The sequence below is a fragment of the Bacillus cereus group sp. MYBK95-2 genome, from assembly GCF_051915225.1.
GTDB classification, from domain to species: Bacteria; Bacillota; Bacilli; order Bacillales; family Bacillaceae_G; genus Bacillus_A; species Bacillus_A cereus.
Genome location: NZ_JBQAEH010000001.1, coordinates 262,863 through 282,917, shown reverse-complemented (window position 1 = coordinate 282,917; position 20,055 = coordinate 262,863). Strand labels below are relative to the sequence as shown.

Here is a 20,055-nt window from a genome sequence, read left to right as displayed (position 1 = left end):
CAAAATATGAAAATAATTGTTCAAAAATTTGGTGGCACATCAGTACGTGATGACAATGGACGTAAGCATGCGCTTCATCATATAAAAAAATCATTAGCTGCTGGTTATAAAGTAGTTACTGTCGTATCTGCTATGGGCCGTAAAGGTGAACCATATGCAACGGATACGTTATTAAGTCTTGTAAATCAAGAGGAATCTACTATTTCTAAGCGTGAGCAAGATTTATTATTATCGTGTGGAGAGTTAATCTCTGCAATTGTTTTCTCTAATATGTTGAATGAGAACGGTATAAAAGCAGCAGCATTAAATGGTGCACAAGCTGGTTTTGTAACGAATGATGACTTTACGAATGCAAAGATTATTGAAATGAATTGCGATCGTATACATGAAGAGTTAGAAAATGTAGATGTAATCGTCGTTACAGGATTCCAGGGACAAACGAAAAAAGGTGATACGACAACACTTGGACGCGGAGGTAGTGATACTTCAGCTTCAGCATTAGGTGTTGCACTTCATGCTGAATACATCGATATATTCACTGATGTAGAAGGTGTTATGACTGCGGATCCTCGTATTGTAAAAGATGCACGTCATCTTCAAACTGTAACGTATAACGAAATTTGTAACATGGCTTATCAAGGTGCGAAAGTCGTTCATCCACGTGCAGTTGAAATTGCGATGCATGCAAAAGTGCCACTTCGTGTACGTTCTACGTATTCTGATAGTGAAGGTACGCTTATTTCAGCATATGACGGTGCTACAAGAGGTCGTGATGTAGAAGAACGTCCTGTTACAGGCATTGCCCATGTATCAAACGTAACGCAAATTAAAGTGCTTGCAAAAGAAACGGCATATGATTTGCAACAACATGTGTTTAAAGAGATGGCGAACGAAGGAATAAGTGTTGATTTAATTAATATTTCACCTACTGGCGTAGCATATACAGTGAGTGATAATGTATCAATTCATGCAGTTAAATTATTACAGAACCTTGGATATGAGCCAATTGTGACAGAACATTGTGCGAAAGTATCTATCGTTGGGGCTGGAATGGCAGGATACCCAGGGGTTACTGCGAAAATCGTTACAGCTTTAGCGGAAAAAGGTATTCAAATCCTGCAATCGGCAGATAGTCATACAACAATTTGGGTTCTTGTAAAAGAAACTGATTTAGTGGAGGCTGTAAATGCATTACATAGTGCGTTTGAGCTTTCAAAAGAAAAGCAACTGGAACAATAAGGAGTGAGACCATGATAGATTTTGGGACAATTGCAACCGCGATGGTAACACCGTTTGATATAAACGGGAATATCGATTTTGCAAAGACAACGAAATTGGTAAATTATTTAATTGATAACGGTACAACAGCAATCGTGGTAGGAGGAACGACAGGAGAATCTCCTACATTAACTTCAGAAGAGAAAGTAGCGTTATATCGCCATGTCGTATCTGTTGTCGATAAAAGAGTGCCCGTAATCGCTGGAACAGGTAGCAATAATACGCATGCTTCTATTGACTTAACTAAAAAGGCAACAGAAGTTGGTGTGGATGCAGTAATGCTAGTAGCACCGTATTATAACAAACCGAGTCAAGAAGGAATGTATCAGCATTTTAAAGCAATTGCTGAAAGCACACCGCTTCCGGTTATGCTATATAACGTTCCAGGACGATCTATTGTACAAATCTCCGTTGATACAGTTGTTCGTTTATCAGAAATAGAAAACATTGTTGCTATTAAAGATGCCGGCGGCGATGTGTTAACAATGACAGAAATCATTGAAAAAACAGCGGACGACTTTGCGGTATACAGCGGTGATGACGGTTTAACGTTACCAGCTATGGCAGTTGGAGCGAAAGGTATCGTTTCGGTAGCCTCTCATGTTATCGGAAACGAAATGCAAGAAATGATTACAGCATTTCAAGCAGGAGAATTTAAGAAGGCACAAAAATTACATCAATTACTTGTAAGAGTAACTGATTCATTATTTATGGCGCCAAGTCCAACTCCAGTAAAAACAGCGTTACAAATGGTTGGATTAGATGTAGGTTCTGTACGTTTACCACTTCTTCCATTAACAGAAGAAGAAAGAGTAACGTTACAATCTGTAATGCAATCTATCCCTCGTTAATAAAAAATGACCTAGTGTAGAACTAGGTCATTTTTTATTATATGCAAATCTTTTCCTCTTTTTCTTACTTATATGTGTTCTTATAAGAATATTAATCGCTTCTTCATTATGTGTATAAGAAAATAATCGTATCCCTTTAACTGAGTCAAAAAATGATAGATATTATGGCATAAACGTAATAAACTACGGTGTCTGTTTTTAGAGAAATCCCCTCAAATGTGACGTAATTCATAAAAAAACTCCATTTTGTAAGTGTTTTTGTTGGATTCTAGAAAAATAAATCTTGAAACTCCCTATTATGAAATGAATTTAGCGTATGTATGGCTAGTTCTTCAAAATAATATGGAGTATAAAATCGGAGTAAATATAAAGGAAATACGTTCGATACTTTTGTTGTCATTCCGTTCTTTTCCTCTTTCTTTCGCACGATTTAACTTGTGTTCTATTTCTTGTATCAGGTATAATATGGCTAAGTAGCTTAGTACGGGTATGCTTAGCAAAATTGGGAAAAATTATAATTTAATTAAATTTTCATATCATATCGAATAAGATATTTGATTTATATAATGAAAGAGAGGTGAAACCTGGTTTAAAAAATAAACAAGGACATGATATCGCATAACGGTAAGGACATTCGTCTTGGACGGTGAAAATATGGTGGTTGTAGAGTTTCCCCTGGTGTCTCTGCAATTTTAGTGAAATCAGTGTTTGCAAGATTTTTAAACCAGGCAACAACATGAAGAGAAAAGAGAATGAGTCTGTTAAAGTATTTGCTCTTGGTGGAGTAGGTGAAATCGGGAAAAACATGTACTGTGTTGAAATTGATTCTGAAATCTTTATCGTAGATGCAGGGTTAATGTTCCCGGGAGATGAAATGTTTGGAATTGATATCGTTATTCCTGATATTACATATTTAGTGGAAAATCAAGAGCGAGTAAAAGGTTTATTTATTACTCACGGTCATGAAGATCATATTGGTGGAATTGTGTATGTACTTCGTAAATTATCTATTCCAGTCTATGCAACGAAATTAACAGTAGGACTTATACAAGAAAAACTTGGTGAAGCGGGCATGTTAGGCCGTGTAGACCTAAAAACAATCGATTCAAATTCAACAGTAGAATTTAACACTACAACGGTGTCATTCTTCGGAACGACACATAGTATTCCGGATTCTGTTGGCGTTTGTTTCCATACATCAAAAGGTGCAGTCGTATATACGGGAGACTTTAAATTCGATCAAACTCCAATTGGAAATAGTGGAGCAGACCTTGGTAAAATGGCACAAATCGGAAATGAAGGCGTACTTTGCTTATTATCTGATAGTACAAACGCAGAGCGCCCAGGCTATACAGGTTCAGAAAAAGAAGTTGGTGTAGAAATCTCTAAAGTGTTCTACGGCGCAGAAGGTCGCATTATCGTTGCTTCATTTGCATCGAATGTACATCGTATTCAACAAGTATTTGATGCAGCTGCTGAAACAGGGCGAAAAGTAGCAGTAGTAGGACGTAGTATGGTGAAAGTAGTAGACATTGCAAGACGTCTTGGTTATTTAGATGTTCCAGAAGGTATGGTTATTTCATTACAAGAAGTAGACAACTTCCCAGAGAAAAAGGTAGCTATTTTAACGACAGGTAGTCAAGGTGAACCGATGGCTGCTCTATCTAGAATGGCAAAACAAGCGCATAAACAAATTTCAATTCGTAAAGGTGATACTGTTATCATTGCTGCTTCGCCAATTCCGGGTAATGAAATATCTGTATCAAAAATTATTGATTTGTTATTTAGAGCTGGAGCTGAAGTTGTTTATTACGGCGAACGAAAAGTTCACGTGTCAGGTCACGGTAGCCAAGAAGAATTAAAATTAATGTTAAATTTAATGAAACCAAAGTACTTTGTACCCGTACATGGTGAGTTCCGTATGCAAAAAGCACATGCATATTTAGCTGAAGATGTAGGTATTACAAGAGAAAATATCTTTATCGTAGAAAAAGGCGATGTAATTGCTTTTGGTGACGATGAAGCAAACTTAGTCGGTAAAGTACAAGCTGGTAATGTTTTAATTGATGGATTAGGTGTAGGTGACGTTGGTAATATCGTTCTTCGAGATAGAAAGATGTTATCTCAAGATGGAATACTAGTAGTTGTTGTAACGCTTGGTAAAGATGAAAAGAAAATTATCTCTGGCCCAGAAATCATTTCACGTGGTTTCGTATATGTTCGTGAATCAGAAGCGTTAATTGAACGATCTACAGAGATTGTACGTATGATTGTTGAGCAGTCAATTAAAGAATATTCAATTGAATGGTCAATGTTAAAACAAAATATTCGTGAATTATTAGGACAGTTCTTGTACGAAGAGACAAAGAGAAAACCTATGATTTTACCGATTATTATGGAAGTATAAAAAGATCACCCTTATGGGTGATCTTTTTTCTTTTTAACCCTATCGAATGAAATTTATAACTTAAGAAATAATAGTTATATACGAGTGAAAGGGGATGCGAAATGACAGAACGTGATCGATATACAAATGAAGAAAAAGAAGCTGAGCCAAAAGAAGCTGGAAAAGAGGCTTCAATAGTTGAAAAAATTCAACAGCTTGGACAGACAAATGTACCACAGATGAATGAATCACGTATTCATTGTTTAACGATTATCGGACAAGTGGAAGGTCATGTTCAATTACCACCGCAAAATAAAACAACAAAATATGAGCATATCATTCCGCAAATTGTTGCGATTGAACAAAATCCGAAAATTGAAGGTTTGCTTTTAATATTAAATACAGTTGGAGGTGACGTTGAAGCTGGGCTAGCAATTTCTGAAATGGTAGCTTCACTTTCAAAACCAACAGTATCTCTAGTTTTAGGTGGGGGACATTCCATCGGTGTACCGATTGCTGTTTCTACTGACTATTCGTTTATTGCGGAAACTGCGACGATGACAATTCATCCAATTCGTTTAACAGGTCTTGTCATAGGTGTGCCACAAACATTTGAGTATTTGGATAAGATGCAAGAAAGAGTCATTCGTTTTGTGACGAAGCACTCGAAAGTAACAGAAGATCGTTTTAAAGAGCTTATGTTTGCGAAAGGAAATTTAACGCGAGATATTGGGACGAATGTAATTGGTGGGGATGCAGTAAAGTACGGTCTTATAGATGATGTCGGCGGTATTGGAAATGCGATTCGAAAATTAAACGAATTAATAGATGTTCGTGCGGAAGATAGTACAGAAGGGACAATGCTACAATGATTTTATATACAATTATGCCAGAGCAACTTGTGTATCCGGTCGATTATTCACAATGTGAAAGTCAAAAAGTTGTAAATATAAATGGTGTGGAATTAATGGTTTCTGAAGAGGAACATGGATGTTATTCTATTGTACGTGTGCTAAGTACGGACCCACTTCACTATTTAGAGTTTGAGCCCGGTCAGAAAATAACCTTTTAGCAAAAAGAAGGATTTTGTTTAGAAGCTATGGTATAATATAAAAAACAAGACGGTTGAGCAGCCATGAGTAGGCTGCTTTCTTCTGTTTATTTAGCATTTTACAAGAAGTGTAAAAATAGAAGATATAAAGACCAGAAAAATAGAGAAAACAGACATATAAATAGAGCGTTTTGAAGGGAGCTTTACTTATATGTAGAACACGAGGTGAAGAAATGGCAAAACAAAAGCAAAGAGGGACGAAGGCAAAGGCAAGACGTACGATAAAGCCAACTTTGTATTATGAAATCGTCGGTTTAACTCTTTTTGCACTTTCAATCATTACGATTTTACAGCTAGGCGTTGTAGGGAAATCGTTTGTGTTATTTTTTCGCTTCTTCTTTGGTGAGTGGTACATAATTGGTGTGTTAGGTGTAATAGCTTTATCGGTTTCCTTTGTTATAAAACGCGGATGGCCGAACCTTTTAAATAAACGATTAATTGGATTTTATTTAATTGTATTGGCGATATTAATGTTTAGTCATATTACATTATTTAACCTTCTTACAAAAGATGGAGCAGTGCAAAATACTTCTGTTATTGTGAGTACGAAAGATAACTTCTTTCTTGAAATGAAAAAGGGGCCAGATAGCGTTCATTTAGGTGGTGGTATGTTTGGTGCGCTTATGTTCGCAACATGTTACTTCTTATTTGACGAAGTAGGAGCTTATATCATTGGTATTATTCTAGTTATTCTCGGTATACTTTGTATAACAAATAAGCATATTGGAGAAGTGTTAGCTCCAGTTGGTAGAATTCTTAGAAGTCAGTTTCAAGTGATGCAAGGGGATTATAAAGATTGGAGAGCCAAAAGAACGGCTGAACAAACAGAAAAGAAAAAAACAACAAGAAGCACAAGAAGCAAACGTGCTGCAGAACAAGAAGAAATTATTGAGCCGATGGAAGAAATCTCAATTGATCCTCCGATTATTTCGAATTTCACTGAGAATTATCCTGTAAATGAAGAAGAGGATAAACGAATCGAAGTAGAGCAAGAAGAGTTGATCACTTCACCGTTTATTGAAGAGACTCCGCCAATTGAAGAACCAAAGAAAAAGCGTGGAGAAAAAATTGTTGAATCGTTAGAGAGTGAAGCGCAAGCACCTCCTATGCAATTTTCAAATGTAGAAAATAAAGATTACAAGCTTCCTTCACTTGATATATTAAAATTTCCAAAGAATAAGCAAGTTACAAATGAAAATGCGGAAATTTATGAGAATGCTCGTAAATTAGAACGTACATTCCAAAGTTTCGGAGTGAAAGCGAAAGTAACAAAAGTGCATAGAGGTCCTGCAGTTACAAAATATGAAGTGTATCCTGATATGGGGGTAAAGGTAAGCAAAATTGTCAGTTTAAGTGATGATTTAGCCCTTGCTTTAGCTGCAAAGGACATTCGTATTGAAGCGCCAATTCCCGGGAAATCAGCTGTAGGGATCGAAGTTCCAAACTCAGAAGTTTCGATGGTAACGCTGAGGGAAGTTCTTGACTCTAAGGCTAATAATCATCCGGAAGAGAAGTTGTTAATTGGTCTTGGCCGAGATATTACAGGTGAAGCTGTATTAGCCCGGCTAAATAAAATGCCTCATTTACTCGTAGCTGGTGCGACAGGTAGCGGGAAAAGTGTATGTATTAACGGTATTATTGTTAGTATTTTAATGCGTGCAAAACCACATGAAGTAAAATTAATGATGATTGACCCGAAAATGGTAGAGCTAAATGTATATAACGGTGTGCCTCATTTGTTAACGCCAGTTGTAACTGATCCGAAAAAAGCATCGCAAGCATTGAAAAAAGTTGTGAGTGAAATGGAACGTCGTTATGAATTGTTTGCTCATAGTGGTACACGTAACATTGAAGGATACAACGATTATATAAAAGAGCATAATAGTCAATCAGAAGCGAAACAACCCGAATTACCTTATATTGTAGTAATTGTGGACGAGTTAGCAGATTTAATGATGGTTGCTTCGTCTGATGTAGAGGATGCGATTATGCGTCTAGCGCAAATGGCTCGTGCTGCTGGTATTCATTTAATTATTGCAACGCAACGTCCGTCAGTTGACGTTATTACGGGTGTTATTAAAGCAAATATTCCATCACGTATTGCATTCGCTGTATCTTCTCAAACAGATTCTCGTACAATTCTTGACGGTGGTGGTGCAGAGAAGCTACTAGGTCGTGGAGACATGCTGTTTATACCAATTGGTGCATCGAAACCTGTACGTGTACAAGGCGCATTTTTATCAGATGATGAAGTTGAGAGAGTTGTAGAATATGTTATTGGACAGCAAAAAGCACAATATCAAGAAGATATGATTCCGCAAGATGTTCCTGATACGAAGCAGGAAGTAGAAGATGAATTATATGATGAAGCGGTTCAACTTGTAGTGGAAATGCAAACAGCATCTGTTTCTATGTTACAACGTAGGTTTAGAGTAGGTTATACGCGAGCTGCTCGCCTAATTGATGCAATGGAAATGAATGGTGTAGTAGGTCCGTATGAAGGGAGTAAACCGAGAGAAGTACTCATTAATGATGTACAAGAAAAAAGTTCTTAAAAAAAGCCTAATTGTTTTTACAATTAGGCTTTTTTATATAGTGTTTTTGTTATATACTATACTCAGCGGTAAAGAAAGGGCTTACATTTAGGGGTGCCCTTTAGAATACGAATACTTTGAGTATGTTTTATGTAAATGTTCGATATTTAATGCAGAAAAATGTTAGATTTTGTTGACACGTATGAGAGCAAGTGGTAAGATTACTTCGAAAAGAATCACTGCCTCATATAATCTTGGAGATAAGGTCCATAAGTTTCTACCTGGCAACCATGAATTGCTAGACTATGAGGGGAAAAGTGTGTAACAAAGGATGTAAAGGATCTTTGTGCCGAACTTTTTCTCGAAATGAGGAATGTTTATGGTGCAAAGTTTTTTTTATGCAATAAAGAGTGAAAATTTTATTTTAAAAAATTATTATTATTTATTCGACAATTACACTTATTTTGGTGTTTAGTCATTTGTACTATGTTGTAAGTTGAAAAAAGAGAAAAGAAGTCTTACATCAGAGGTCGAATAATTGAAATGCGGGGGAGTCTTATGTCAGTAAAATCTGATAGTCGTCACCTATATCTACGGGTGATTGATCACATCAAAGAAAAAATTAAAGATGGAGCTTATAAAGAACGACAAAAGTTACCATCAGAGTTTGATTTAGCGAAAGAACTTGGCGTAAGTAGAGCGACTTTAAGGGAAGCGTTGCGTATTTTAGAAGAAGAAAATGTTGTCATTCGTAGACATGGTGTAGGGACATTTGTAAATGCAAAGCCATTATTTTCTTCTGGAATAGAACAACTTTCTAGTATTACAGATATGATTTCTAGTGTGGGGAAAACACCAGGAACAATCTTTTTATCATCATCTACTACAACTTTAACAGAAGAGGAAAAAGAGAAGTTTAATAGTGAAGATGGTTTTAATGCAGTGATGATTGAACGCGTGCGTACAGCAGATGGGGAACCTGTTGTGTATTGTATCGATAAACTTGCAAAAGAAATATTGCCAGACTTATCGGGTTACAATGAGGAATCATTATTAACGGTGATACATAATAACACGCATAAGCGCATAACATATGCGGTTGCTCACATTGAGCCAATTGGCTATCACCCTAAAATCTCACCAATTTTAGAATGTGAGCCTGAAACAGCACTGCTTGTATTAAAACAAATGCACTATGATCAAAATGATGAGCCAATCTTATATTCTATCAATTACTTTAGAGCTGATAAATTTAGCTTCCACGTATTAAGAAAGCGTATGTAGGTAAATTCCTTTTTAGGGAGGTGACAGCAAGAAGTAAGGAACAGCAGCGTAAGAATAAATAAATATATATCATTTTTGGAGGGGTTTCTAGTATGAAGAAAAAAGCAGGCCTTTTATTATCATTAACTTTAGCAGCAAGTACAGTTTTAGGTGCATGTGGTAACTCGGATAAGGCGAGCAGTGACAAGAAAGACACGAAAGACAATAAAGACTTCAAGGTTGGTCTCGTAACGGATGTTGGGGGCGTTGATGATAAGTCATTTAACCAATCTTCTTGGGAAGGGTTACAAAAGTTTGGTAAAGATAATGGTTTAAAAGAAAAGACAAATTATCGTTACCTTCAGTCTGAAAAAGAAGCTGATTATATTCCGAATTTAAAAAAATTCTCAAAAGATAAATATGATTTAACATTCGGAATTGGTTATAAATTAGAAGGTGCAATTAAAGAAGTAGCAAAAGAATCTTCAAAACAACAATTTGCAATCGTAGATACTGTTGTAGATGCACCGAACGTAACGAGTATTACGTTTAAAGATCATGAAGGATCATTCCTTGTAGGTGCGGTAGCAGCTATGTCAACAAAATCGAATAAAGTAGGATTTGTTGGTGGAATGAAAAGTGATTTAATTAGTAAATTTGAAAATGGATTTAAAGCTGGTGCAAAGGCAGTAAATCCAAACATTGAAATCGTATCTGAATATGCAGAAGCATTCGATAAGCCTGAAAAAGGTACAGTTCTTGCTTCAGCAATGTATGGTCAAGGCGTAGACGTAATTTATCATGCTGCTGGTGGTACAGGTAACGGTGTGTTCACAGAAGCGAAAAACCGTAAGAAAAAAGGTGAAAATGTTTGGGTAATCGGTGTTGACCGTGACCAACATCAAGAAGGTATGCCTGAAAATGTAACATTAACTTCAATGATTAAACGTGTTGATGTAGCAGTAGAAAAAGTAGCTAAAGAAGCAAAAGATGGGAATTTAAAAGGCGGGAAAATTGAAGAGTTTGGCTTAAAAGATGACGGTATTGGTATTTCAAAAACAACTGATAACGTGAAAAAAGTTAACCCTGAAATTTTAACAAAAGTAGAAGAGCTTGAAAAGAAAATTACAGCCGGTGAAATTAAAGTGCCAGCTACAGATAAAGAGTATAAAGAATATGAAGCTTCTCTAAAAAAATAAATAGAGAAATAGCAAAGGTTAGTTCATAGAACTAACCTTTGTATGTATAAAACTTCCGAATTGCTTAATAAGTTAATAGTGTAATAGGGAATGTTCCCTGTTAAAAGGAGGAACACAATGGAATACGTAATTGAGATGAATAACATTACGAAAGTATTCCCAGGCATTGTAGCGAATGATGATATTACGCTGCAAGTAAAGCAGGGTGAGATACATGCTTTACTTGGAGAAAATGGTGCAGGGAAATCCACATTGATGAATGTACTATTTGGTTTGTACCAACCAGAGCAGGGTGAAATTAAAATTAAAGGTAAACCTGTAAAAATCACAAATCCGAATATAGCAAATGACCTTGGTATTGGAATGGTCCATCAACACTTTATGCTTGTTCATAATTTTACAGTTACAGAGAATATTATTCTCGGAAATGAACCGAAGAAAAAAGGGAAAATTGCTGTTGAGGAAGCTGCTAAAGAAATTCAAAAACTGTCTGAACAATACGGTTTATCTGTAGATCCATATGCGAAAATACAGGATATTTCAGTTGGTATGCAGCAGCGTGTTGAGATTTTGAAAACTCTTTACCGCGGTGCAGAAATTTTAATATTTGATGAACCAACAGCTGTGTTAACACCGCAAGAAATTCATGAGCTAATTCAAATTATGAAAAAGCTTGTGCAAGAAGGAAAATCTATTGTTCTTATTACACATAAGTTGAAAGAAATTATGGAAGTTTGCGATCGTTGTACGATTATTCGTAAAGGAAAAGGGATTGGAACGGTTGACGTTGCAAATACGGATGAAAATAAACTTGCAGAATTAATGGTCGGACGTCAAGTGAATTTTAAAACAGAAAAAATAGACGCGAAGCCAAAAGAAGAGGTACTTTCAATTGCAAACCTTGTTGTTCACGATGCACGTCAACTACCTGCTGTAAAAGGCCTTGACTTAACTGTTCGTGCGGGGGAAATTGTTGGGATTGCAGGGATTGATGGAAACGGACAAAGTGAATTAATAGAAGCAATTACTGGTTTACGAAAAGTTGAGTCAGGTTCTATTGCAATTAAAGGAAAAGAAATAACAAATTGGCCTGTTAGAAGAATAACAGAAGAAGGAATTGGTCATATTCCAGAAGATCGTCATAAACACGGACTCGTTCTTGATTTTTCTGTTAGAGATAATATAGTTCTGCAAACGTATTATAAAAATCCATTTTCAAAGAAAGGGATTTTAAATTTCAGCAAAATTACAGAAAAAGCAAAGGCTCTTATTGAACAGTTTGATGTGCGTACACCTAGTGAGCAAACGTTAGCACGCGCTCTATCTGGGGGGAATCAACAAAAAGCAATTATTGCACGTGAAGTAGACCGAAATCCAGATTTATTAATTGCGGCACAGCCAACACGTGGTTTAGATGTAGGAGCAATTGAATTTATTCATAAGAGATTAATAGAGCAAAGGGATAAAGGAAAAGGTGTATTACTTTTATCATTAGAGTTAGATGAAATCTTAAATGTTAGCGATCGAATTGCTGTTATTTATGAAGGGGAAATTGTAGCAATAGTTGATGCGAAAGAAACGAATGAACAACAGCTTGGATTGTTAATGGCTGGAGGAACAAAGAAGGAGCAGGTGGGTACAAATGGCTAAAAAGCTTTTAACAGAACGAACGATAAATATTTTAGTCCCAGTACTATCCGTTATTTTCGGCTTACTTGTAGGAGCGATTGTAATGCTAGTTAGTGGCTATGATCCAATTGTTGGTTATAGTGCACTTTGGACAGGAATGTTCGGCAGCGCAAGTGCGATTGGTGAAACGCTTCGTACAATGATACCGCTTATTCTTGCTGGCTTATCGGTGGCGTTTGCATTTCGTACAGGTTTATTTAATATCGGGGTAGAGGGTCAATTGTTAGTTGGTTGGCTTGCAGCGGTTTGGTTCGGTTATGCAGTCTCACTACCAGCTTTCCTTCATATTCCATTATCTATTTTATTTGCAGCATTGGTGGGCGGAATTTGGGGCTTCATTCCGGGATATTTAAAAGGGAAGTTTCAAGTGAATGAAGTTATTGTAACTATTATGATGAACTATATCGCTTTGTATGTAACGTATGACATCATTAAGCGTTTCTTACATGCGGGTAATGACAAAACGTATGATATTAAAGAGAGTGCGTCACTATCTTCAGACTGGCTTGCTTCTATTACTGATGGTTCACGTCTACACTGGGGAATTATTGTAGCAATTTTAATCGCTATTTTAATGTGGTTCTTATTAGATCGAACAACTTTAGGTTACGAATTAAAGTCAGTAGGATTTAATCAGCATGCTTCTCAATATGCAGGTATGAAAGTTTCTCGTAATGTAGTATTCTCCATGACAATTGCTGGTGCATTTGCGGGGATTGGTGGAGCGATGGAAGGATTAGGGACATTCCAGAGTATGACAGCGATGTCTTCGTTTACAGGAGTAGGATTTGATGGGATTGCCGTAGCATTACTTGGAGGGAATAATCCGTTTGGTATAATCCTTTCAGCTTTATTATTTGGTGGTTTGAAAAGTGCTTCCCCTCAAATGAACTTTGAGGCAGATGTACCGTCAGAGCTTATTAATGTAATTATTGCATGTATCATCTTCTTTGTTGCATGTAGTTATGTGTTAAGATGGGCGCTTACACGCATGAGCAAGGAGGGGAAATAAATGAGCTTTTTAGATATATTAGCCATTCTTGTGACGGGTACGTTATATACATCGGCACCTATCATTTTCACAGCACTAGGTGGTGTATTTAGTGAACGATCGGGTGTTGTAAACATCGGATTAGAAGGACTAATGCTATTTGGTGCATTTATTGGAGTCGTTACAAACTTATTAATGGGTGATACTTGGGGAACGATGACTCCGTGGATTGCGTTACTATTTGCGGCAATTGGTAGTGGGTTATTTGCATTACTTCATGCGGTAGCTTCTATTACATTCCGAGCAGATCAAGTTGTAAGTGGTGTAGCCATTAACTTCTTATCTCTTGGTTTAACAGTATTTGCAATTAAGAAGATTTTTGATAAAGGGCAGACTGACTTTATTCAGTATCGTATTGAAAAGATTGATATTCCAGGCCTTTCGGATATTCCGGTTTTAGGGAAAATATTTTTCTCGAACGTACCAATAACGTCATATATTGCCATTATTTTAGCATTCGTTGTTTGGTATGTTATTTATAAAACACCGTTCGGTCTTCGTCTACGTGCTGTTGGTGAACACCCAATGGCAGCGGATACGATGGGGATTAACGTATATAAAATGCGCTATATTGGAGTCTGTATTTCAGGAGTGTTTGCTGGAATTGGTGGAGCGATTTTTGCAATGTCAATTTCTAATAACTTCTCAGGGGCAACTATTACAGGACAAGGTTTCTTAGCTTTAGCTGCTATGATTTTTGGAAAGTGGAATCCACTAGGCGCACTAGGTGCAGCTCTATTCTTTGGTTTTGCGCAATCTCTAAGTGTAACGGGCGGAACAATCCCTGTATTAGATCAAATTCCAAGTGTTTTATTAACGATATTACCATATATATTCACAATATTAGCGCTTGTCGGTTTTGTAGGTCGTTCTGAAGCTCCGAAAGCTTTAGGAACTCCTTATGAAAAAGGAAAACGATAAGTATTTTATAAGTATAAAAAAGCTCGCACATTAGTGTGGGCTTTTTTACATAGAATATATTTAATACGGAATTTTACTATGTTCCTTACATATTAAAGTTTTTAGAAAGAATCATATGTAAGCATAATAAGGGAGAAAAGTTGATTTTTTATTTCTAAAAACTGTATATTGAAGAGGAATATTCCTATATACGTAAAGGAGGGCTATAAATGAAACTAATGGAACAACAACTACATGAGTTAGGTGGTTTGCGCGTACATATTATTCCGACTGATAAATATAAAACGAATACCTTTGTATTTCGTTTTAAAGCGCCTTTAAATGAGGAGACGGTGACAGAGCGTGCCCTATTGCCATACGTATTGCAAAGTGCGACAGAAAAATTACCTTCTGTAATTCGTCTTCGTCAATATTTAGAAGAATTATACGGATCTTCTTTAGCGGTAGATGTAAGTAAAAAAGGGGAAGACCATATTATCTCCATTTATGTAGACATTGCAAATGAAGTTTATTTACATGATGCACCACCGTTATTTGAAAAAGCGCTTTCTATGTTGTCAGATATTGTGTTACATCCAGCAACGGAGGGGAACGGTTTCCTATCTTCTATCGTAGAAAGTGAAAAAAGAGCACTGTTACAGAGAATTGAAGCTACTTATGATGATAAAATGCGTTATGCAAACGAGCGTTTAATTGAAGAAATGTGCAAAGTAGAACCGTATCGTTTAAGTGCAAATGGAAAAAAAGAGAGTGTTATGTCTATTACAAATGAAAGTTTGTATCAATATTATCAAAAGGTGTTAGCGGAAGATGAAATGGATCTATATATTATTGGTGATATTTCAGAAAACGCCGTTGATCTTGTAAGTAAGTATTTTTCTATTTCAACTCGTCCAGTGAGAGAAAGAAATGTACTCCTTCATAGACGAAATAATGAAGAAAAAGAAGTTGTTGAAAAACAAGAATTAAAACAAAGTAAATTACACATCGGTTATCGTACATTTGTCACATATAAAGATGAAGATTATTTTGCATTGCAATTGTTCAATGGATTGTTTGGTGGCTTTTCTCATTCGAAGTTATTCGTAAATGTGCGTGAAAAAAATAGTTTAGCGTACTATGCAGCATCGCGCTTTGAAAGTCATAAAGGTTTATTATTTGTTATGTCAGGAATCGAAGCGAAAAATTATGAAAAAGCAGTTGAGATTATTAAAGAACAAATGCTTGCGATGCAAAACGGAGAGTTTTCTGAAGAAGAAATACATCAAACAAAAAGTGTCATCCAAAATCAAATATTAGAGGCAATTGATACACCACGTGGCTTTGTAGAAATGCTATATCATGGTATTATTTCAGATCGTACACGTCCAGTTGAAGAATGGCTTACAGGTATAGAAAGTGTGACGAAAGAAGAAATTGTAAAAGTTGCTAAAAATATTGAACTAGATACAATTTACTTTTTACAAGGAACGGAGGGAGAGTAAATGGAGAAAATTGTTTATGAGCAATTAAAAGAAACACTCTATTATGAAAAACTTCCTAATGGATTAGATGTATATGTTTTACCGAAACAAGGATTTAATAAAACATTTGCGACGTTTACGACGAAATATGGTTCTGTAGATAATACATTTGTACCATTAGGGAAAGAAGAAATGATTCGTGTGCCTGATGGAATTGCACATTTTCTTGAGCATAAATTATTTGAAAAAGAAGATCACGATGCTTTCCAATTGTTTAGTAAACAAGGAGCATCGGCAAATGCTTTTACATCCTTTACACGAACAGCTTACCTTTTTTCATGTACTTCAAACGTAGAACAAAATTTAAATACATTGCTAAACTTCGTGCAAGAGCCTTATTTCTCTGAAAAAACGGTTGAAAAAGAGAAGGGGATAATTGGGCAAGAAATTCAAATGTATCAAGATAACCCAGATTGGCGTTTGTACTTCGGGTTAATTGATAGCTTGTTTGTAAAACACCCAATTAAAATTGATATTGCAGGGACAATCGAATCTATTAGTAAAATTACGAAAGATTTATTGTATGAATGTTATGAAACATTTTATCATCCGAGCAATATGTTATTATTTGTTGTGGGTGCAATTGATCCAGAGAAAACAATGGATTTAGTACGTGAAAATCAAGCGAAAAAAGATTATAAAAACCAGCCAGAAATTGTGCGTTCATTTGAAGAAGAACCAAATGAGGTAAATGAAAAGAAAAAAATTATTTCAATGCCTGTGCAAACACCGAAATGTTTAGTTGGTATTAAAGCGACTAATTTAAAGGAAAAGGGGCAAGCGCTTTTAAAACAAGAAATTGCGCTTACGTTACTCTTAGATTATTTATTTGGGAAAAGTTCTGTTCATTACGAAACTTTATATAATGAAGGGCTTATTGATGATTCATTCTCGTATGACTATACAGAAGAAAATAACTTCGGTTTTGCAATGGTTGGCGGTGATACGAAACAACCTGATGAATTGGCAAATCGTTTAAAAGATATTTTATTAAAAACAGATTATGATCAATTAGATGCGGCGGCATTAGAACGAGTGAAGAAAAAGAAAATTGGTGGTTTTTTACGCTCGTTGAATTCACCAGAATATATTGCAAATCAATTTACACGATACGCGTTTAATGAATCTAGCCTATTTGACGCATTGACTGTATTAGAAGGACTAACCGTTCAAGACTTACAAGAAGTAGCGAAATTATTGTTATCAGAAGACAAAATGAGTATTTGTCAGGTGTTACCGAAAAAATAAAATTAAAAAGATACCCTCATCTTATCATTGAAAAATTGTAAGATGAGGGTATTATTTAGTTATGTGAAAATTGAACTTGTAGAGATAAGAGAGGGACTTTATGAAAAAGTATGCGTTAGTAACTGGAGGGAGCGGAGGAATTGGCTCTGCTATTTCGAAACAATTAATTCAAGATGGATATACAGTTTATGTTCATTACAATAACAGTGAAGAAAAGGTATTGGAATTGCAGAAGGCATGGGGAGGAGTTATCCCTGTTCAAGCGAATTTAGCTTCTAGTGATGGAGCAGAGCAATTGTGGGGACAAATTGAACATCCTATTGATGTTATTGTATACGCAGCTGGGAAGAGTATTTTTGGACTAGTAACAGATGTAACAAACGATGAATTGGATTATATGGTAGAACTTCAAGTGAAGAACGTATATAAATTACTTTCTATGGCACTTCCGCCTATGATCGGGAGAAGAAGTGGTAATATTGTAATTGTTTCATCTATATGGGGACAAATAGGGGCTTCTTGTGAAGTGCTTTATTCAATGGTAAAAGGGGCACAAAATTCATATGTGAAAGCTTTAGCGAAAGAAGTTTCTTTAAGTGGATTACGTGTGAATGCAGTAGCACCAGGAGCAATTGAAACGGAAATGTTAAGTGTTTTTTCTGAAGAAGATAAAATGGGAATTGCTGAAGATATACCATTAGGTAGAATAGGATTACCAGAAGAAGTAGCGAAAACAGTTTCATTCCTCGTATCACCAGGAGCGTCTTACATAACTGGACAAATTATCGGAGTGAATGGCGGTTGGCACTGCTAAAAAATTCTTACATAAAAAATGAATAGTTGCACAAATTAAGGATGATTTTATTACTCAATAGTGAGGTGCTTAATTATGTCAGTATTAGATAATTTTGATCAGTGGAAGAGCTTTTTAGGAGAACGTTTAGAGCAAGCGCAAGACAAAGGTTTAGATGGCGGTGCGGTATCAGATATGGCGTTTCGTGTTGGCGACTATCTTGCTAATGAGGTAGAAGGACGCAATGACCAAGAGAAATTATTAGCTGAGCTTTGGAAAGTTGCTGATGAACAGGAGCAACATACAATTGCAAATTTAATGGTTAAGTTCGTACAACATAAGTAAAAGTAGAGAGGAGATTCTCCTCTCTACTTTTTTTGTATAATAATTACACAGGGTAGATTATACATTTAGCTTCCCTATTAAGGTGAAATCATATAATATAGTACGTAGGTGTAAAGTAAGCAAGGGGAGTGATCTTGGATGATTGAATGGTATTTTGAATATGAAATACATAAAAACCGACCTGGCTTGCTTGGTGACGTTTCTTCGTTAATCGGTATGCTCGGCATTAATATTGTCACAATTAATGGTGTAGATAATGCACGACGTGGGTTACTTCTTATGTGTGATAATCAAGAGCAAATCTCTAGACTTGAATCAATTTTAAATACGATGGATAACATAACGGTAACGAAATATCGTCCGCCCAAGCTAAGAGATAAGCTAGCGGTTAGACATGGTAGGTACATACAACGAGATGCAGATGATAAGAAAACATTTCGATTTGTGCGTGATGAATTAGGCTTACTTGTAGACTTTATGGCAGAAATTATGAAAAAAGAAGGCCATAAACTAATTGGGATACGCGGAATGCCTCGTGTCGGAAAAACAGAATCCATTGTTGCTGCAAGTGTTTGTGCAAATAAAAGGTGGTTATTTGTATCATCTACTCTTATTAAGCAAACTGTTCGTAGTCAATTAATTGAAGATGAGTATAGCGATGACAATATTTTCATCCTAGATGGAATTGTGTCAACGAAGCGTGCTAACGAAAGACATTGGCAGCTCGTTCGTGAAATTATGAGATTGCCTGCAACGAAAGTTGTGGAACATCCTGATGTATTTGTGAGTCAGTCAGAATACACATTGGATGATTTTGATTATATTATCGAGTTGCGTAACGATTATGATGAAGAAATTCAATATAATTTAGTAGATGAAATTGAGCAAGGTACGCAAAATAATTTCTCTATGTTTGACTTTTAAAGAAATATTGAGGTGTTAGTAGTGACGGAATTGGGACAAAAGCTGAAAGAAGCAAGAGAAGCGAAAGGCTTGTCTATTGATCAGCTGCATGAGATTACAAAAATTCAAAAACGCCATTTAGTGGCAATTGAAGAAGGCAATTATGATGTATTGCCAGGAGCTTTTTATGCGCGTGCATTCATTAAACAATACGCAGATGCGGTTGGATTAAATGGAGAGGAACTGCTCGTAGAACATCAGAGTACGATACCACAATCTGAAAAGCGTGAAGTTCCACAAGTATCAACGGGACAAAAAACACAAGAAACAATGCAAAAATCTTCATCATGGCCAATTGCAGATCACATGCCGAAAATCTTAGTTGCGCTGTTAGTAATCGCAGTTGGAGTGGTAATCTGGTTTGTGTTTCAAGCGTTAACTGGAAAAGATGATGAAAAAGTTCCGAGTGCTCAAAGTGAGAAAATTGAAGTTCAAAAAGCGAAAGATTCTCCGTTAGATACGAAGAAAGATGAAGTGAAAGCGGAAGAGCCAAAAAAAGAGGAACCAAAGAAAGAAGAACCAAAGAAAGAGGAGCAACCAGCACAACCAACTGGACAGCAAGAAGTGAAAGTAGTTGGAACAACTGGAAAGGTATCTACTTTGGAAATTCATAATAATAAAACATTAGAACTGGAATTATCGGGTAAAGGTGCGAGTTATGTAGATGTTAAAGATGATGCTGGGAATGTGATTCTAAACGCTACAGTACAAGAGGGCCAAATAGAAAAACGTGATGTATCAACATTAAAAGAAGTGCGACTTAATATTGGAAATGCAACGAATGTTGAAGTTAAATTGAATGGCCAAGTGGTCGCTTATCCATTGGATCCAGAAAAAGAACTTCACCAAAGATTGGTGATAAAAAACCAAGGGATAGAGCAACCTGCACAATAACAGTCA

At 36.1% G+C, this 20,055-nt stretch carries 17 protein-coding genes and 1 riboswitch; all 17 genes read left to right on the top strand.

Annotation, left to right across the window (positions count from 1 at the left end):
* The first annotated feature begins 6 nt into the window (after window positions 1-6).
* The 17 genes from dapG to ACTFN4_RS01255 all read left to right on the top strand — a co-directional run bounded on the left by dapG (window position 7) and on the right by ACTFN4_RS01255 (window position 20,049).
* A complete protein-coding gene (gene dapG / locus ACTFN4_RS01335) occupies window positions 7-1,239 on the top strand; it encodes an aspartate kinase (protein ID WP_439962035.1) in 1,233 nt (410 codons plus the stop codon).
* A gap of 11 nt (window positions 1,240-1,250) precedes the next feature.
* Window positions 1,251-2,129 (top strand): 4-hydroxy-tetrahydrodipicolinate synthase, encoded by an 879-nt coding sequence (gene dapA / locus ACTFN4_RS01330; RefSeq protein ID WP_000564763.1) that lies wholly within the window; start codon window positions 1,251-1,253, stop codon window positions 2,127-2,129.
* Between the two features lie 736 nt (window positions 2,130-2,865).
* Entirely contained in the window at window positions 2,866-4,536 is a 1,671-nt protein-coding gene (locus ACTFN4_RS01325; protein WP_000823096.1) for a ribonuclease J, read from the top strand.
* Window positions 4,537-4,637: 101 nt separating this feature from the next.
* Window positions 4,638-5,387: a translocation-enhancing protein TepA gene (gene tepA, locus ACTFN4_RS01320; RefSeq protein ID WP_000139806.1), complete on the top strand. Its 750-nt coding sequence runs from the start codon at window positions 4,638-4,640 to the stop codon at window positions 5,385-5,387.
* A complete protein-coding gene (locus ACTFN4_RS01315; RefSeq protein ID WP_000605036.1) occupies window positions 5,384-5,587 on the top strand; it encodes a YlzJ-like family protein in 204 nt (67 codons plus the stop codon). Before tepA ends, ACTFN4_RS01315 begins: the two co-directional genes overlap by 4 nt.
* Window positions 5,588-5,799: 212 nt before the next feature.
* Window positions 5,800-8,181: a DNA translocase FtsK gene (locus tag ACTFN4_RS01310; RefSeq protein ID WP_001118782.1), complete on the top strand. Its 2,382-nt coding sequence runs from the start codon at window positions 5,800-5,802 to the stop codon at window positions 8,179-8,181.
* A 203-nt stretch (window positions 8,182-8,384) separates the two neighbouring features.
* Window positions 8,385-8,486, top strand: a riboswitch (purine riboswitch).
* A 232-nt stretch (window positions 8,487-8,718) separates the two neighbouring features.
* Entirely contained in the window at window positions 8,719-9,444 is a 726-nt protein-coding gene (locus ACTFN4_RS01305; protein ID WP_000114182.1) for a GntR family transcriptional regulator, read from the top strand.
* Window positions 9,445-9,536: 92 nt separating this feature from the next.
* Window positions 9,537-10,622: a BMP family lipoprotein gene (locus tag ACTFN4_RS01300; protein WP_000725771.1), complete on the top strand. Its 1,086-nt coding sequence runs from the start codon at window positions 9,537-9,539 to the stop codon at window positions 10,620-10,622.
* Between the two features lie 117 nt (window positions 10,623-10,739).
* Window positions 10,740-12,272, top strand: coding sequence for an ABC transporter ATP-binding protein (locus ACTFN4_RS01295; protein ID WP_000456914.1), 1,533 nt, complete (start codon window positions 10,740-10,742; stop codon window positions 12,270-12,272).
* Window positions 12,265-13,323 carry an ABC transporter permease gene (locus ACTFN4_RS01290; protein WP_001085254.1) on the top strand — a complete coding sequence of 353 codons (1,059 nt, stop codon included), beginning with the start codon at window positions 12,265-12,267 and terminating at the stop codon, window positions 13,321-13,323. Before ACTFN4_RS01295 ends, ACTFN4_RS01290 begins: the two co-directional genes overlap by 8 nt.
* A complete protein-coding gene (locus tag ACTFN4_RS01285; protein WP_000008856.1) occupies window positions 13,324-14,283 on the top strand; it encodes an ABC transporter permease in 960 nt (319 codons plus the stop codon).
* Between the two features lie 209 nt (window positions 14,284-14,492).
* Window positions 14,493-15,767: an EF-P 5-aminopentanol modification-associated protein YfmF gene (gene yfmF, locus ACTFN4_RS01280; RefSeq protein ID WP_000772418.1), complete on the top strand. Its 1,275-nt coding sequence runs from the start codon at window positions 14,493-14,495 to the stop codon at window positions 15,765-15,767.
* On the top strand, window positions 15,768-17,054 hold the full coding sequence (gene yfmH, locus ACTFN4_RS01275; protein WP_000411976.1) for an EF-P 5-aminopentanol modification-associated protein YfmH: 1,287 nt from the start codon (window positions 15,768-15,770) through the stop codon (window positions 17,052-17,054). It abuts the gene before it with no gap.
* 100 nt (window positions 17,055-17,154) lie between these two features.
* Window positions 17,155-17,868: an elongation factor P 5-aminopentanone reductase gene (ymfI, locus tag ACTFN4_RS01270; RefSeq protein WP_078420754.1), complete on the top strand. Its 714-nt coding sequence runs from the start codon at window positions 17,155-17,157 to the stop codon at window positions 17,866-17,868.
* Between the two features lie 75 nt (window positions 17,869-17,943).
* The gene (locus ACTFN4_RS01265) at window positions 17,944-18,192 is read left to right on the top strand and encodes a DUF3243 domain-containing protein (RefSeq protein WP_000114450.1); all 249 of its coding nucleotides are present in this window, start codon (window positions 17,944-17,946) and stop codon (window positions 18,190-18,192) included.
* A 138-nt stretch (window positions 18,193-18,330) separates the two neighbouring features.
* The gene (locus ACTFN4_RS01260; RefSeq protein ID WP_000574107.1) at window positions 18,331-19,116 is read left to right on the top strand and encodes a DUF3388 domain-containing protein; all 786 of its coding nucleotides are present in this window, start codon (window positions 18,331-18,333) and stop codon (window positions 19,114-19,116) included.
* Window positions 19,117-19,137: 21 nt separating this feature from the next.
* The gene (locus ACTFN4_RS01255; protein ID WP_000137461.1) at window positions 19,138-20,049 is read left to right on the top strand and encodes a helix-turn-helix domain-containing protein; all 912 of its coding nucleotides are present in this window, start codon (window positions 19,138-19,140) and stop codon (window positions 20,047-20,049) included.
* Window positions 20,050-20,055 lie beyond the last annotated feature (6 nt).

Excerpts from the sequence above, each read along its gene's own strand:
- ACTFN4_RS01265 (WP_000114450.1), top strand. The coding sequence starts at position 17,944 with ATGTCAGTATTAGATAATTTTGATCAGTGGAAGAGCTTTTTAGGAGAA.
- ACTFN4_RS01260 (WP_000574107.1), top strand. The coding sequence starts at position 18,331 with ATGATTGAATGGTATTTTGAATATGAAATACATAAAAACCGACCTGGC.
- ACTFN4_RS01290 (WP_001085254.1), top strand. The coding sequence starts at position 12,265 with ATGGCTAAAAAGCTTTTAACAGAACGAACGATAAATATTTTAGTCCCA.
- ACTFN4_RS01315 (WP_000605036.1), top strand. The coding sequence starts at position 5,384 with ATGATTTTATATACAATTATGCCAGAGCAACTTGTGTATCCGGTCGAT.
- ACTFN4_RS01305 (WP_000114182.1), top strand. The coding sequence starts at position 8,719 with ATGTCAGTAAAATCTGATAGTCGTCACCTATATCTACGGGTGATTGAT.
- ymfI (WP_078420754.1), top strand. The coding sequence starts at position 17,155 with ATGAAAAAGTATGCGTTAGTAACTGGAGGGAGCGGAGGAATTGGCTCT.
- dapA (WP_000564763.1), top strand. The coding sequence starts at position 1,251 with ATGATAGATTTTGGGACAATTGCAACCGCGATGGTAACACCGTTTGAT.
- ACTFN4_RS01310 (WP_001118782.1), top strand. The coding sequence starts at position 5,800 with ATGGCAAAACAAAAGCAAAGAGGGACGAAGGCAAAGGCAAGACGTACG.
- ACTFN4_RS01300 (WP_000725771.1), top strand. The coding sequence starts at position 9,537 with ATGAAGAAAAAAGCAGGCCTTTTATTATCATTAACTTTAGCAGCAAGT.
- yfmH (WP_000411976.1), top strand. The coding sequence starts at position 15,768 with ATGGAGAAAATTGTTTATGAGCAATTAAAAGAAACACTCTATTATGAA.
- yfmF (WP_000772418.1), top strand. The coding sequence starts at position 14,493 with ATGAAACTAATGGAACAACAACTACATGAGTTAGGTGGTTTGCGCGTA.
- ACTFN4_RS01285 (WP_000008856.1), top strand. The coding sequence starts at position 13,324 with ATGAGCTTTTTAGATATATTAGCCATTCTTGTGACGGGTACGTTATAT.
- tepA (WP_000139806.1), top strand. The coding sequence starts at position 4,638 with ATGACAGAACGTGATCGATATACAAATGAAGAAAAAGAAGCTGAGCCA.
- ACTFN4_RS01325 (WP_000823096.1), top strand. The coding sequence starts at position 2,866 with ATGAAGAGAAAAGAGAATGAGTCTGTTAAAGTATTTGCTCTTGGTGGA.
- ACTFN4_RS01295 (WP_000456914.1), top strand. The coding sequence starts at position 10,740 with ATGGAATACGTAATTGAGATGAATAACATTACGAAAGTATTCCCAGGC.
- dapG (WP_439962035.1), top strand. The coding sequence starts at position 7 with ATGAAAATAATTGTTCAAAAATTTGGTGGCACATCAGTACGTGATGAC.